General features: G+C 65.9%; 14 protein-coding genes. 3 read left to right on the forward strand and 11 right to left on the reverse strand.

Translation table 11 applies throughout. The features are described 5' to 3' along the window. Positions 1–31 precede the first annotated feature (31 nt). Positions 32–1,363: a histidinol dehydrogenase gene (gene hisD / locus VIQ49_RS17730; protein WP_331886932.1), complete on the reverse strand. Its 1,332-nt coding sequence runs from the start codon at positions 1,361–1,363 to the stop codon at positions 32–34. A gap of 205 nt (positions 1,364–1,568) precedes the next feature. Between hisD and VIQ49_RS17735 the strand changes: the two genes are divergently transcribed. Further along, positions 1,569–1,955, forward strand: a complete 387-nt coding sequence (locus tag VIQ49_RS17735) for a phage holin family protein (RefSeq protein WP_331886934.1) — start codon at positions 1,569–1,571, stop codon at positions 1,953–1,955. A gap of 30 nt (positions 1,956–1,985) precedes the next feature. Here VIQ49_RS17735 and nadC read toward each other — a convergent pair whose 3' ends face one another. Beyond that, positions 1,986–2,852 (reverse strand): carboxylating nicotinate-nucleotide diphosphorylase, encoded by an 867-nt coding sequence (gene nadC / locus VIQ49_RS17740; protein WP_331886936.1) that lies wholly within the window; start codon positions 2,850–2,852, stop codon positions 1,986–1,988. Then, positions 2,849–3,868, reverse strand: coding sequence for a quinolinate synthase NadA (gene nadA, locus VIQ49_RS17745; protein ID WP_331886938.1), 1,020 nt, complete (start codon positions 3,866–3,868; stop codon positions 2,849–2,851). Before nadA ends, nadC begins: the two co-directional genes overlap by 4 nt. 192 nt (positions 3,869–4,060) lie before the next feature. On the opposite strand from nadA, the gene VIQ49_RS17750 reads away from it, so the two are divergent. Next, the gene (locus tag VIQ49_RS17750) at positions 4,061–4,756 is read left to right on the forward strand and encodes an NUDIX hydrolase (protein WP_331886940.1); all 696 of its coding nucleotides are present in this window, start codon (positions 4,061–4,063) and stop codon (positions 4,754–4,756) included. A gap of 143 nt (positions 4,757–4,899) precedes the next feature. On the opposite strand, the gene VIQ49_RS17755 is transcribed toward VIQ49_RS17750, so the two are convergent. The 8 genes from VIQ49_RS17755 to VIQ49_RS17790 all read right to left on the reverse strand — a co-directional run bounded on the left by VIQ49_RS17755 (position 4,900) and on the right by VIQ49_RS17790 (position 11,979). Further along, positions 4,900–5,328 (reverse strand): MarR family winged helix-turn-helix transcriptional regulator, encoded by a 429-nt coding sequence (locus VIQ49_RS17755; RefSeq protein ID WP_331886942.1) that lies wholly within the window; start codon positions 5,326–5,328, stop codon positions 4,900–4,902. Then, positions 5,321–6,823 carry an MFS transporter gene (locus VIQ49_RS17760; protein WP_331886944.1) on the reverse strand — a complete coding sequence of 501 codons (1,503 nt, stop codon included), beginning with the start codon at positions 6,821–6,823 and terminating at the stop codon, positions 5,321–5,323. Before VIQ49_RS17760 ends, VIQ49_RS17755 begins: the two co-directional genes overlap by 8 nt. A 40-nt stretch (positions 6,824–6,863) precedes the next feature. Then, entirely contained in the window at positions 6,864–7,445 is a 582-nt protein-coding gene (locus tag VIQ49_RS17765) for a DUF2567 domain-containing protein (protein ID WP_331886946.1), read from the reverse strand. Next, complete coding sequence (locus tag VIQ49_RS17770) at positions 7,442–7,678, reverse strand: hypothetical protein (protein ID WP_331886948.1); 237 nt, start codon at positions 7,676–7,678, stop codon at positions 7,442–7,444. Before VIQ49_RS17770 ends, VIQ49_RS17765 begins: the two co-directional genes overlap by 4 nt. Before the next feature lie 14 nt (positions 7,679–7,692). Beyond that, entirely contained in the window at positions 7,693–8,706 is a 1,014-nt protein-coding gene (gene bioB, locus VIQ49_RS17775) for a biotin synthase BioB (RefSeq protein WP_331886950.1), read from the reverse strand. A gap of 74 nt (positions 8,707–8,780) precedes the next feature. Further along, on the reverse strand, positions 8,781–9,446 hold the full coding sequence (gene bioD / locus VIQ49_RS17780; protein ID WP_331886952.1) for a dethiobiotin synthase: 666 nt from the start codon (positions 9,444–9,446) through the stop codon (positions 8,781–8,783). An 18-nt stretch (positions 9,447–9,464) separates the two neighbouring features. Further along, entirely contained in the window at positions 9,465–10,631 is a 1,167-nt protein-coding gene (locus VIQ49_RS17785) for an 8-amino-7-oxononanoate synthase (protein WP_331886954.1), read from the reverse strand. Between the two features lie 13 nt (positions 10,632–10,644). Continuing rightward, the gene (locus VIQ49_RS17790) at positions 10,645–11,979 is read right to left on the reverse strand and encodes an adenosylmethionine--8-amino-7-oxononanoate transaminase (RefSeq protein WP_331886956.1); all 1,335 of its coding nucleotides are present in this window, start codon (positions 11,977–11,979) and stop codon (positions 10,645–10,647) included. Positions 11,980–12,130: 151 nt separating this feature from the next. Here VIQ49_RS17790 and VIQ49_RS17795 point away from each other — a divergent pair, with 151 nt between their 5' ends. After that, entirely contained in the window at positions 12,131–14,353 is a 2,223-nt protein-coding gene (locus VIQ49_RS17795; protein ID WP_331886958.1) for an acyltransferase family protein, read from the forward strand. The last annotated feature ends 28 nt before the right edge of the window (positions 14,354–14,381 follow it).

Here is a 14,381-nt window from a genome sequence, read left to right on the forward strand (position 1 = left end):
GTACGGGTCTGGGACGTCGGGGTCTGTGGCGTCACCGCAGATCCTCCGAGCCGGCGAACCGCAGCCGGACCGCTTCGCCGTGCGCAGGCAGGTCCTCGGCCTTCGACAGGTTCAGCACGTGGCCGGAGACCTCCTTGAGAGCTGCCTCGTCGTAGTCGATGACGTGCACTCCGCGCAGGAACGTCTGCACCGACAGACCGGAGGCATAGCGAGCCGAACCCGAGGTGGGCAGAACGTGATTGGAGCCGGCGCAGTAGTCGCCCAGGCTTACCGGAGAGTAATCGCCGACGAAGATCGCACCGGCGCTGCGCACCCGCGCGGCCACTGCGGCAGCGTCGCGGGTCTGGATCTCGAGGTGTTCGGCCGCATAGGCGTTCACCACCTGCAGACCCTGATCGATGTTGTCCACCAGGATGATTCCCGACTGCGGGCCGGCGAGCGCTTCCCGAACCCGTTCCACGTGCTTGGTCCGCCGGATCTGGAGCTCGAGTGCAACGTCCACGGCGTCGGCCAGTTCAACGCTGTCGGTGACGAGGACCGACGCAGCCATCACGTCGTGTTCGGCCTGGCTGATCATGTCGGCGGCCACGTTGACCGGGCTGGCGGAACTATCGGCCAAGATCGCGATCTCGGTGGGGCCGGCTTCGGAGTCGATGCCGACCACACTGCGACACAGCCGTTTTGCGGCAGTCACGTAAATGTTGCCCGGACCGGTGATCAGGTCGACCGGTTCGAGGTCGCTGCCGTCGGTATCCGTGCCGCCGTACGTCAGCAGGGCCACCGCCTGTGCGCCGCCCACCGCCCAGACCTCGGTGACACCCAGCAGGGCGCAGGCCGCGAGGATCGTCGGGTGCGGCAGGCCGTCGAACTGGGCCTGCGGCGGCGACGAGACGACCAGCGAATCGACACCGGCCGCCTGGGCCGGCACCACGTTCATGACGACGCTCGACGGGTAGACCGCATTGCCACCCGGCACGTACAGGCCGACCCGAGCGATCGGGATCCACCGCTCGGTGACGGTTCCGCCGGGCGAGACCTCAGTGGTCACATCAGTGCGACGCTGATCGGCATGGACCTTGCGGGCCCGGTCGATCGCCTCGACCAGCGCGGCCCGGACATCCGGATCGATCTCGGTCAGCGCCTTCTCGATCTGCTCGCCGGGGACCCGCACGGTCTCCGGCGCCACACCGTCGAACTTCTTGCCGTAGTCGAGTGCCGCCGCGGCACCATGCTCCCGGATCGCGTCGATCACGGGTTTGACCTGGCCCAAGACCGTGTCGACGTCGGTGGCGCCGCGCGGAAGGGTGCGGCGCAGCGCAGCAGTGGTGGCGTTGACACCGCGAAGGTCGGTGCGGGCAAGCATGAGCTGAGAACTCCTGACGAATTGTTGGCGATCCACAGTTGCCATAGATTGCGGCTGCGGACTTCCCCCCAAGGATATGCGCTTCGGCCAGCAGTTTTACCAGCGGCCCCAGTGTCGCGAGTCGAAAGTCTCTTGCGAGTAACCGGTGGATTCGAACGCCGGAGACTGCACAAGGAATTTCGACTCGGGGCACTAGGATTTGAGCATGGTCTTCGCTGCTCGCCTGCTCATCAACGCCGTCGCCATCTGGATTGCCGCGGCCATCATGGACGGAATCTCGATCGCAACAGACGGTCGGGACACCGGCGCCCAGATCCTGGTCGTGCTGTTCATCGCACTGGTGTTCACCATCGTCAACACCGCGATCAAGCCGTTTGTACAGCTGTTGTCGCTGCCGTTGCTGATCCTCACCCTCGGGTTGTTCACCCTGGTCATCAACGCGCTGATGTTGTTGCTGACGGCCTGGGTGACCGAGACCACCGACTTCGGCCTCAGTGTCAGCGGCTTCTGGACCGCCGTCGGTGGGTCGATCATCATCTCGGTGGTCAACTTCCTGCTCGGGGCACTGGTGCCCGATCGGCAAGATCGCTGACCGAAGAGGATTACCGACCGGCCGGACCGGTCAGTCGCCGATCCAGTCGAACCCGATGTCGAGGGCGGTCACCGAGTGGGTGAGGCCACCGACCGCGAGGTAATCGACGCCGGTGCGGGCGTAATCGCCGGCCACATCGACCGTCAGCCCACCGGAACTCTCGAGCTTGGTCGATGGCGACGTCGAGTTGCGACGCTGCACGGCCATCTGCGTCTGCCAGAGCGGAAAGTTGTCCAGCAGAACCAGTTCGGCATTCAGCGCCAGCGCCTCGTCCAACTGTTCGAGGCTGTCGACCTCGACCTCACAGGCGATGTCGGGCGCGGCGGCACGCACGGCGTTCAGGGCCGCTGTCACCGATCCGGCGGCCGCGACGTGGTTGTCCTTGATGAGCGCCTCGTCGCCGAGCCCCATCCGGTGGTTCTGGCCGCCACCGCATCGCACGGCGTACTTTTGCAGAGACCGCATGCCCGGCAAGGTCTTTCGCGAGTCCCGCACCTTGGCGTGGGTGCCCTCGACCTCGGAGACCCACACTGCGGTGGCACTGGCGATGCCGGAGAGGTGACACAGCAGATTCAGCGCGGTTCGTTCGGCGACGAGCAGCCCGGCAACCGGACCACGCAGTGTTGCGATCGCCGATCCGGGTTCCAGTTCCGCACCGTCGGTCAGCCGGTCGAGCACCTGGTAGTCACCGGCACCGATCACCTCGTCGAACACACCGAGCGCCACGTCGAGCCCGGCGAGCACACCGTACTGACGACTCGAGAGCACCGCGGTGGCCACAGCACCCTCGGGAACCGTTGCCGCCGTGGTGACATCGGGGCCGTAGCGCAGATCCTCGTCGAGTGCGAGAGTGATCAGCGCCTTGACCTCGGCAGTTCCGGCCGGGTCGGCTGTCACTCCCCCGACCCCGGGTTGCCGATCTCGATCATCCGCTGGACGCTGCGACGTGCCTTTTCGGCGACGTCCGCAGCCACGTGGACTTCGTCTTTGCCCTCCCGCAGGCAGCGCAGCAGCGCGGCCGGGGTGATCATCTTCATATATGGGCAGGACGCACGGTCGTTGACGGCCTGGAAGTCGACATCCGGTGCGGCCTTGCGCAACTGGTGAAGCATTCCGACCTCGGTGGCGACCAGGACCTGCTTGGCTCCAGTCTCTCGGGCGGCGTCGAGCATGCCTCCGGTGGAGAGGATCTTGACCTTGTCGGCGGGCACGAAGCCCTCGCCGGCCAGATAGAGCGCCGAAGTGGCGCAACCACATTCGGGGTGCACGAACAGCTCGGCATCGGGATGCGACCGCGACTTGGCGGTGAGCTCCTCACCGTTGATGCCGGCGTGGACGTGGCATTCGCCGGCCCAGATCTGCATGTTGGTGCGACCGGTGACCCGCTTGACGTGGGCGCCGAGGAACTGGTCCGGGAGGAACAGGACGTCCTTGTCGGGATCGATCGAGGCCACGACGTCCACCGCGTTGGACGAGGTGCAGCAGATGTCGGTCAGGCCCTTCACCTCGGCGGTGGTGTTGACGTACGAGACGACCACGGCATCGGGGTTGTCGGCCTTCCAGTCGCGCAGATCGTCGGCGGTGATCGAGTCGGCCAGCGAGCAACCGGCCCGCTCGTCCGGGATCAGCACACGCTTGTCCGGGCTCAGGATCTTGGCGGTCTCGGCCATGAAGTGAACGCCACAGAAGATGATCTCGTCGGTTTCGGCCTCGGCCGCGATGCGCGACAACGCGAGCGAATCCCCCACGTGATCTGCGACGTCCTGGATGGCCGGCAGCTGATAGTTGTGCGCGAGCAGGGTGGCGTTCCGCTTTTTGGCGAGACTCTTGATCTCGGCGAACCACTCCGGGGTCGGCTCGACACCGGTGTAGAGGGGCTCGGTTGCTCCGAGGTTGAGTGACGTGGTCGTCATGACAACCACCTCCTGTTCATGGCGCCGGTCTTCGGTGGCCGGCCTGGGCTATGGGCCGGGGTTTTCGACTGTAGATCGAAAACCTCGACCAATCCTATCACCCCGCCCTGTGCGCACTCTCACACTCAGCGCCCGGACAGCGGGTTCGCGCCTGGTCGGGCACCGGCCGCGCCACCTATTACACTCGCAGCCATGCCGTCGCCGAGTGTCTTCCACGAAGTCCTCTGTGCCGTGTTCCAGGTTCGCGATCACCTACCAGGAGAGCCGCCCGTTCTGTCGGTTTTGTTGTGGCAGAGGGCTTTTGATCCACAGGCGGGTTCGTGGTCGCTTCCCGGTGGCAGCCTGCAGGCAGACGAGGACCTCCGGTCGTCGGCGCTGCGTCAGCTCGCGGAAAAGGTCGATCTACGCCAAGTCGCCCACCTCGAACAACTGTCCGTGTTCTCCGAACCGGACCGGGTTCCCGGCCCCCGGGTGATCGCGTCGTCATACCTCGGCATGGTGCCATCGGATTCGCAACCGAACCTGCCCCCGGACACCCGCTGGCACCCCGTCTCGATGCTGCCGGAGATCAGTTTCGATCATCGGCAGATCGTCGAACGCGCGCGACGACGACTGGCCGCGAAACTCTCGTACACCAACATCGCGTTCGCGCTGGCGCCGGCGGAATTCTCGATGTCCGCCCTCAGCGACATCTACTGCGCCGCCCTGGGCTATCCGGTGGACTCGACCAACCTGCTGCGCATCCTTTCGCGGCGCGGCGTCATCACGGCAACCGGAACCGTCGGACGGACCGGCCCGTCCGGCGGACGTCCACCCGCGCTCTACCGATTCGCCGACAAACAACTGCGGATCACCGACGAGTTCGCCACCCTGCGCCCTCCCCTCTGACCCCACCCCCCCCGGACCCCACCCCCCAAATTCGCTCCACCTGCTTGCGTTCGCTCCTGTTGCACGTGGAGCACACGCAGGCAGGCGGAGCGAATTTTGGGGGGGGGTGCGGGGCGAACTTGGGGGGGGTGAGGGGCCGGGCATCAGTTGCGGCGAGGTGACCGCTCCGCCATCTTCGCAACAAGCTGTGCCAGCGTTGACAATTCATCGTCGGTCAACACGTCGAAGGCGGCGGGCGCGGGATCCGCGATGGCCGCAACCAGGTCGAGCATCTCCCGCCCGGACTCCGTCAGGGAGACGATCTTGGTCCGCCGGTTCGCCGGATTCGTCTGTCGGTTGACAAGACCTCTCAGTTCGAGTTCGGTCACCGCGACGGTGGCGGCGGGCGCGTCGACGGTGGCCGCCGCAGCAAGTTGTTTGACCGTCATAGGACCGGTCCCCAGCCGGGTGAGTATCCGAATCCTGCTGAACGGCAATCCGGTTCGGCCGATGACCGCCCGCCGCCAGGAGTCGCGGTTGTTGTGGACGAGTGAGCTCATCCCCTGCCAGACGGCGTCCCGCGATTCAGGCATCTCCGCCACCGCCGGACGTCCGGGATCGTCCCGCCACCGTGGGCTGAACGATCGGTGTCTCATCCGATTCCGCAAAGAGGGCGGCGACCTTGTCGGTGGTCGCAGCCGATTTCGCGGTGGTCGAATAGATCCCGAGCGCCGCGATGACCAACGCCAGCCCGAACGCCACCCACCAGAGCGGTGCCATCGCGGAGAGCGACGCAGTCGACCCAGGGGTGGCCTCGATCACCGAACCGGCGATCGTCCCCGACAATGCGACACCGATGCTGACGCCGACCTGACGGCTGGTCGAGGCGACCGCGGATGCCGCTCCGGCGCGGTCTCGGGGCATCCCGCTGACCGCGGCGGTGGTGATGGGCGCGTTGACGGCACCGAATCCGACACCGAACATCCCGAAGATCACCAGCAGCTGCCAGTTGGGTGTATCCGTACCGAGTTGGGCCAGCAACGCCGAGGCCACGGCGAGCAGCAATCCGGACGCCACGAGCGACGGTCTGGTCCCGTAGCGCCCGACCAGACGCCCGGACAGTGGCGAGACGATCAGGGTGCCGACCGCGATGGGCAGGAACAACAATCCGGTCTCGACCGGAGTGAATCCGCGGATGCTCTGCAGGTAGATCGACATCATGAACAGGAACGCGCCGTAGGCCGCGAATGCACAGACTCCGGTGACCGTGGCCGTCGAGAACGGCACACTCCGGAAGAAGCGCAATTCGATGAACGGGTCAGACCGGTGGAGTTCGTATTTGCAAAAGGCGACAAACGCCACTGCGGCGACGACGAATATGCCGATCGTCGTCGGATCCGTCCAACCCAGTCCCGGGCCCTCGATCAGACCGACGATCAGACCGACCATGAACACGATCGCCAGGGCCTGCCCGATCGGATCGAGCGAGCGCACCCGCTTCGATTTGGACTCGGGAACCACCAGAGCCGTGGCGACGAAGGCGATGAGGCAGATGGGCAGGTTGATCAAGAAGACGAACTCCCAGCTCAGGAGATCGATGAGCACACCGCCGACCATGGGACCTAGCGCCATCGAGATCCCGACAACCGCGCCCCACACGCCGACCGCCCGAGCGCGTTCGACCCTCCCCGAGAAGGTGTTGGTGATGATCGACATCGCCACCGGATTGAGCATCGATCCGCCCACCGCCTGAAGGAAGCGAGCCGCGATCAGGACGCCGATGCTGGGCGCGAGAGAACACAGCAGGGATCCGAGAGCGAAGGTGGCCAGTCCGATCTGGAAGACCCGGCGGCGCCCGAAGCGGTCGGCGGTCGTCCCGGACAGCATCAGCAGACTGGCCAGGACCAGGGTGTAGACGTCGATGACCCATTGCAGTTGCGACGGCGACGCGCCGAAATCCGCTCGGATGGACGGGATGGCGACGTTCACGATGGTGGCGTCCATCGACACGATCAGCAGGCTCAGGCAACACGTCGCCAGGATCGCCGCCTTGCGGTGGGGGCTGAGGACGTCAGGTACTGAGCTCATCAAACAATTGTGAAACTACAACTGTTCGATGGCAAGGGGCTCAGTGGTGTGACACGTCACTGCCGGCCAAGACCGGCGGTGGTGGTGGTTCGGACGGATACCCGAGATCGCCGCTCCGGTTCATGACGATCAGCACCACGTACGTCAGCAACGCGGTCAGGGGCGCCACGGCCAGCAGCGCCCACGAGAACCCGATCCCTCCCCCGATGTCGAGGAACGCATCCGGCATCCGCAAACTCGGCGCCTGCGTGAAGTTCCCGTCGATGGGGACACCGTCTCGGCCGGGGAAACGCACGCGTGCCACCGCGTCACCGACCCAGACCGCGATGATCCCGGCGGCGATCGCACCGAACGCCAACCCGGCGACACCGGCCGGACCGCGCAATCGCGGCGGCATCCAGAAGACCACGGCCAGGATCACCCCGGCGATCAGCGCCACGGTGAAGTAGACACCGATCGCCACGAAGGCGTCGGATGTGTCGCCGGTGGCGACCGCACTGTCGGCGGTGACCATGCGACCTTCGATACCGGGGGTCAGCAGACCCCAGATCAGTCCCCACAGCGCACCGACCAGGACCACACCTGCCGACACAAAAATCAAGGACCGGCCGCGCCCGGTCAACGTTGGTACAGCTCCACGGAGTCGACGGTACCGTGCCGCGAGCAGCGGGCCGACCAGCCGTCAGGACGAACCTGCACAACCATCCGTCGACCACACTGTCCGCAGTAGCGCGGCGGTTCGAGCCCGAGCTGCGCCGCCCGGGGAATCGAATCCGGGTCCTGCACATCCAGCTTCACCCCGGTGTAGACGCCGTAGACCATCGGGAGTGCCAGCGGCGTCGGGATGTCATTCATCGTCTGATCGGTGATCAAATCGAGTCGTTGAGTGCCTTGATCGGCATCTGCAGCTCGTTGAGCAGATCCAGATCGGTTTCGGCCGGACGGCCCAGCGTGGTCAGGTAGTTGCCCACGATCACCGCATTGATCCCACCCAGGATGCCCTGCTTGGCACCCAGATCACCCAGGGTGATCTCACGCCCACCGGCAAACCGCAAAATCGTGCGCGGCAATGCCAACCGGAACGCCGCAATCGACTTCAACGCCTCCGACGCCGGAAGCACCTCCAGATCACCGAACGGGGTACCCGGACGCGGATTCAAGAAGTTCAACGGCACCTCATCAGGATCGAGCGAGGCCAGATCGGCAGCGAACTCGGCGCGCTGCTCGAGCGACTCACCCATACCCAGGATGCCGCCGCAGCACACCTCCATCCCGGCCTCGCGGATCATCTTCAGCGTGCCCCAGCGCTCTTCCCAGCTGTGCGTGGTCACCACGTTCGGGAAATGCGACCGCGCGGTCTCCAGGTTGTGGTTGTAGCGGTGCACACCCATCGCCTTGAGCTCGTCGACCTGCTCCTGCGACAACATGCCCAGGCTGCACGCGATCTGGATGTCGACCTCGGCACGAATGGCCTCGATACCCGCAGCCACCTGAGCCATCAGACGCTTGTCCGGTCCGCGGACCGCGGCGACGATGCAGAACTCGGTCGCACCCGACTTCGCGGTCTGCTTGGCCGCCTCCACCAGCGCGGGGATGTCGATCCAGGCCGAACGCACCGGAGAGGCGAACAAACCCGACTGCGAACAGAAATGGCAATCCTCAGGACAGCCGCCGGTCTTGAGGGAGATGATGCCTTCCACCTCGACCTCAGGACCACAATGCTTCATCCGCACCTCATGAGCGAGTTGCAGCAGGTCGGTCAACCGATCGTCGGACAGCTGCAGGACCTGCAGCGTCTGCTCCTGGTTGAGCCCCTCCCCGCGTTCCAACACCTGCTCACGTGCGACGTCGAGTATGTCGGTGCGTACTGGCGCCTGGGTCACGTGGCATCCCTTTCGTCATGAACGTTTGAGCCCTCAGTGTGCATCATCACGCACATCGGGCATGTGGCAGAGGGTCACAGTCCCGCCAGCCAATCCGGATCAAACCATCCGGACGCCTGCGAAGTAAAACTACTCCGGAGTAGGCTCCCGGCCTCTGCCGGGATACGGCCGATCACCGGGACCCCGGTGAGCTCCGGCAGGTCGTCGAGATTACATTCTTCGGCCAGCCCCGGCTCCGACGGCCAGGAACCGATGACGATGCCCGCGCATTCCAATCCGGCGGCCTTGATCGCCGAGGTGGTGAGTTCGGTGTGGTTGAGCGTGCCGAGCCCGGCCCCCGCGACAACCAGCAACGGCGCCCCGAGTCCGGCCGCGACGTCGAGCATGGTGATGTCGGGCGCCAGCCGGACCAGCACGCCTCCGGCACCTTCCACCAACGTCAGCTCGTGATCGTCGAGGGCACGGACTCCGTTGAGGACCGTCTGCAGATCCACCGGCGCCGCACCCTCACGCACGGCCGCCCGGGCCGGTGCGAGCGGGTCCCGGAAGCGATACAGCTCGGATGTCGTGGTGACACCCGAGAGCCGGATCACCTCATCGACGTCACCGCTGTCGTCCGGTCCGACCCCGGTCTGCGCCGGTTTGCACACGGCGACTGTCGCCCCGGAAGCCATCGCAGCGGCCGCGATCGCCGCGGTGACCACGGTCTTGCCGACCTCGGTGGAGGTGCCCGTGATCACGAGTCTCACTGTGCGACCTCAGATCTCGGCGAGAACCGCGGTGACGACGTCGGCCACCTGCGTGATGTCGTTGTCGGTGAGATCGGCGCGGACGGTCAGACGCAGCCGCGATGTGCCCGGCGGAACCGACGGTGGGCGGAAACACCCGACCAGCACTCCGCGTTCGCGGCAACGCTGCGCTGCGGCGAACGCCTGACCCGGATCACCGATGATGATCGAGACGACCGCCGCCTCCGACTCCGTACCGCCGCACAACGTCGCGAGCCGGGAGGCATTGGCGCGCACCCGGGTTGCGAGCTCTGGCTGCGCCCTGAGCACTCGCAGCGCGGCCTGGGCGGCACCGGCCGCGGCGGGCGCGAGACCGGTGTCGAAGATGAAGGTGCGGGCGCGATCGATCAGGTGGTCCCGGACCATTGCCGACCCGAGGACCACACCGCCTTGTGAGCCAAGCGATTTCGAGAGCACAGCCGTGGTGACGAGATCCGGCGCCCCGGACAGACCCACTTCGTTCAGAACGCCGCGCCCACCGGTGCCGCGGACACCGAACGCATGGGCCTCGTCAACCAACAGCACGGCACCGGTGGCGCGGGCAGCGGCGTACAGCTCGGCAACCGGGGCGATCGCGCCGTCGATCGAGTACACCGAGTCGGTCACCACCATCGCCCGTTGTTCGCTTCGGGTCTCCAGCTCCCGACGCACGGCGGCATGGTCACCGCGGTCCACGACCACGACGCGGGCCCGCGACAGCCGGCAGCCGTCGATCAACGATGCGTGCGAGCCGCCGTCGGAGACGATCAGATCGCCGCGGCCCATCAGCGCCGACACGGCAGCGATGTTGCCGACATACCCCGAGGAGAACACCAGCGCGGATTCATAGCCGAGGAATTCGGCGAGGTCGTTCTCGAGGGATTCGTGGATCTGTGTCGTTCCGGTGACCAGCCGGGACGATGTCGATCCGGCGCCCCACAGGTCCAGTGCTTCGTGTGCGGCCGCGAGAACGTCGGGATGGCGCGACAACCCGAGGTAGTCGTTGGAGGCCAGGATCAGCAATCGGTCATCGGCGGTGCGCGGAACCAGCGTGCGATGCAGCCCCTCGGCAGCACGGACCTCGGCGGCCTCTTGGAGCCAGTCGAGCGCGGTATCGGTGTCAGCATCTGCGGCAGTGTTCGGCGGCAACGGTTTCATTGTGAGAAGCCTCTCATAGTCCGGTAGGCGTGGCGCCATCCGCCACCGAGGCGCGAACGGCCGCGCTCACCCCACCGACCAGGATGTCGATGTCCGTTTCGGAACAGATATAGGGAGGCATCGTATAGACGAGGTCGCGGAACGGCCGTAGCCAGACGCCGGCGTCCACCGCCGCGTCCGTGGACGCGGCCATGTCGACCGGATTGTCGAGTTGAACCACGCCGATGGCGCCGCGCACCCGCACCTCGCGCACCCCCGGGAGGGCGGCCAGCGGTGCCAGTCCTTTGGTCAGCGACTCCGAGATGCGTGTGACCCGCTGCCGCCACGGCGACTCGAGCAACAGCTCGGTCGATGCGACCGCCACCGCCGACGCCAGTGGATTCGCCATGAACGTGGGGCCGTGCGCGAGAACGCCGACGGCCGAGCCGGAGATGGTGTCGGCGATCTCGCGGGTGCACAGCGTTGCCGCCATCGACAGGTAGCCGCCGGTCAGCGCTTTCCCGACGCACATGATGTCGGGCGAGACACCCGCGTGATCGGCCGCGAACAGCTCGCCGGTGCGACCGAACCCGGTGGCGATCTCGTCGAAGATCAGCAGGACACCCTGCTCATCGCAGATTCGGCGTAGCTCGGTCAGGTAGCGGGAATCGTGGAACCGCATTCCCCCGGCACCCTGCACCACGGGCTCCACGATCACCGCGGCCAGTTCATCCCGATGTGCGCTGACCAGCTCTTCGAACTCGCCGACATAGTCGAATTCGAAGTCGACGGGCGGGGCCGGCGCAAAGACCTGCCGGGTCATGACATCAGTCCACAGCGAATGCATGCCCCCTTCGGGATCGCAGACACTCATGGGGGTGAACGTGTCGCCGTGATATCCGCCGCGCCAGGTCAGGAGCCGGTTTCGGCCGGTCTCACCGAGCGCCCGCCAGTACTGCAGCGCCATCTTCACCGCGACCTCGACCGATACCGACCCCGAATCGGAGAAGAACACGGTGCGCAGTGGCGCCGGCGTGATGTCGACCAGCAATTCGGCCAATCGGACCGCGGGCTCGTGGGTCAGCCCACCGAACATGACGTGGGCCATCGAGTCGAGTTGCGTCCGCGCCGCGTCGTCGAGCACCGGATTGCGGTAACCGTGGATGGCCGCCCACCACGAGCTCATCCCATCGACGACGGTGGTGCCGTCGGCAAACGTCAGCCGGACCCCCTCGGCGGAGCGCACCACGCGAGGGACCGGATCGGGATGCGGCATCGTGCCGTACGGGTGCCAGATCAACTCGGAATCGAGCTTGCTGATCTCCGCTGCGGAGCGCGCGGCCGGTCGATTCGATGTGTCGGAAAACATGGGCACGGATCCACACTAGTGGCGGCTCACAGCGGATCAGACCCGGGGATTCCCAGCCGAGGCAGGTACATTACGTGGCTGGACTGCCCACCGATTGCTGCGATGAGACGATTGCGCAGCAGACCCTCCGAGCAAACGAGACACCAGAACATTGACTGCCACGCCCACTGTTGACAAGCGGAACGCGTCTGTTCCTGCCGACTCGGTGCCCACCTATCGCACCGACCTCGACGGACTCCGCGGACTTGCGATCGTCCTGGTGGCCTGCTTTCACATCTGGTTCGGCCGGGTCTCCGGTGGCGTCGATGTCTTCTTGACGCTGTCGGGCTATTTCTTTGTGGGGTCATTGCTCCGGCACACGATCGTCAGTCAGGGCGACCGCGCCACCCTGTGGACGACCGTCAACCCGGTCAAGCGTCTGACGCGCCTGGCCCGGCGGCTGCTGCCCGCGCTTGTGGCGATCCTGATCGTCATCAGCCTCGGGACCCTGCTGATCTTCCCGCAAACCCGGTGGCTGGCCACCGGACGCGAGGTCATCGCCAGCCTGTTCTACTACCAGAACTGGTTCCTGGCCTTCAATTCTCAGGACTACACCGCCGCGAGTTCGGCCAACAGCCCGTTGCAGCACCTGTGGTCGATGTCGGTGCAGGGTCAGTTCTTCGTGGTCACCATGCTCACGGCGCTCGCCTTCGCCGGAGCCATCAAGCTGCTCGTGCAGGCCGGATTCAAGAAGCTGGCCGACCCGACGGTGATCCGGATCCTCGTGGGTGGGGCGATCCTCGGTGTCGCCGCGGTGTCGTTCTACTGGGCGCACATGCGGATGGGCGTGAACCAGCAGTTCAACTACTACGACACCATCTCGCGGGCGTGGGAGCCGCTGGCCGGCGGGCTGTTGGCCGTGTGGATGCCGAAGTGGCGCGTGCCCAACGCGATTCGCAACCTGGTGGCCGTCGCCGCACTCACCCTGATCATCACCTGCGGCTGGTGGATCGTCGGTGTCGAGGAGTACCCGGGGCCGTGGGCCCTGGTCCCGGTGCTCTCCACCGTGGCGATCATCTGGGCCGGTGGTACCGCGCACCAGGTCGGGTCCACCGTGGAGCGGCCGGCCGTCAACAATGCCCTCGCCAGTCGTCAGATGGTCTGGCTGGGATCGATCTCCTACGCCCTGTACCTGTGGCACTGGCCGCTGCTCATCTTCTACTTGACCTGGGCCGACAAGAACCACACGTCCATCGTCGAGGGCACCGTCCTGATCACGGTCTCGATCGCGTTGGCGTGGCTGACGAAGCGGTACATCGAAGAACCGCTGCGGGCACCGCGTTCGGTGTCCATCCACAAGGACAATCCACCGCACAAGGGCACCCCGACCAGGCACCACGCGCCGACCCACGCCGCGGCCGTCAGCCCGTGGCGAGCCCGCCTCCTCAACTACTCGACGGTGGTCGGCAGCCTCCTGCTCGTCGGTGCCATCGTGATGACGGGTGGTTTCAAGGCCTGGGAGTACCACGCCACGCATATGAGGGTCGACACCACCAATCTCGATCCCCGCGTCTACCCCGGCGCCCGGGCGTTCCTCGACGGTGTCCCGGTGCCGCATGTGGACCCGCAGCCCACACCGCTGGCCGTCGTCATGGATTTGCCTGCCACCTCGTTCAACGGCCACATCAGCGACTTCGAGGACGGCGACGTCCACATCGGCGAGTACGGCGATCTGTTGGCCACCAAGACGATTGCGTTGGCCGGCGGCTCCCACGCGGAGATGTGGATCACCGCACTCGACATCCTCGGCAAGCAGAACCACTTCAAGGTGCGGACCTATCTGAAGATGGGCTGCCCGCTGACCGCCGAAGCAGAACCCAAACAGTCCGGAGTTCCCTACCCGCAGTGCCGCGAGTGGGTGGACATGGTGATGCCCATGATCATCGCCGACAAACCCGATGCGGTGTTCACCAACACGACCCGGCCCCGCGACAACGAACCGGGCGACTGGGTCCCCGACGACTACCTGCCGATCTTCGCCCAGTTCGCGCAGGCCGGTATCCCCGTGCTCGGGATGCGCGACAGCCCGTGGCCGCACAACGGCTCGGGTGCCATCAACACCCCGGACTGCCTGTCGAAGAGCTCCAATGAGGAATGCAGCACCACGCGCGAGTGGGCGCTGGAACCCACCGATCCGACGCTCGGCATCGTGCAAGAGTTCCCGAACGTACATCCGATCGACGTCTCCGACGGGATCTGCGACCCGACGATGTGCCCGGCCGTTGTGGGAAACATCATCGTCTACAAGGACTGGCACCATCTCAGCGCGACATTCATCCGCAGTCTGATCCCGGAACTGCAGCGTCAGATGCAGGCCGCGCTCCCCTGGACGTAACCAGCACATTGCGACTCCTGTGATGGAC

This window comes from Williamsia sp. (assembly GCF_036566845.1).
Classification (GTDB): Bacteria; Actinomycetota; Actinomycetes; order Mycobacteriales; family Mycobacteriaceae; genus Williamsia.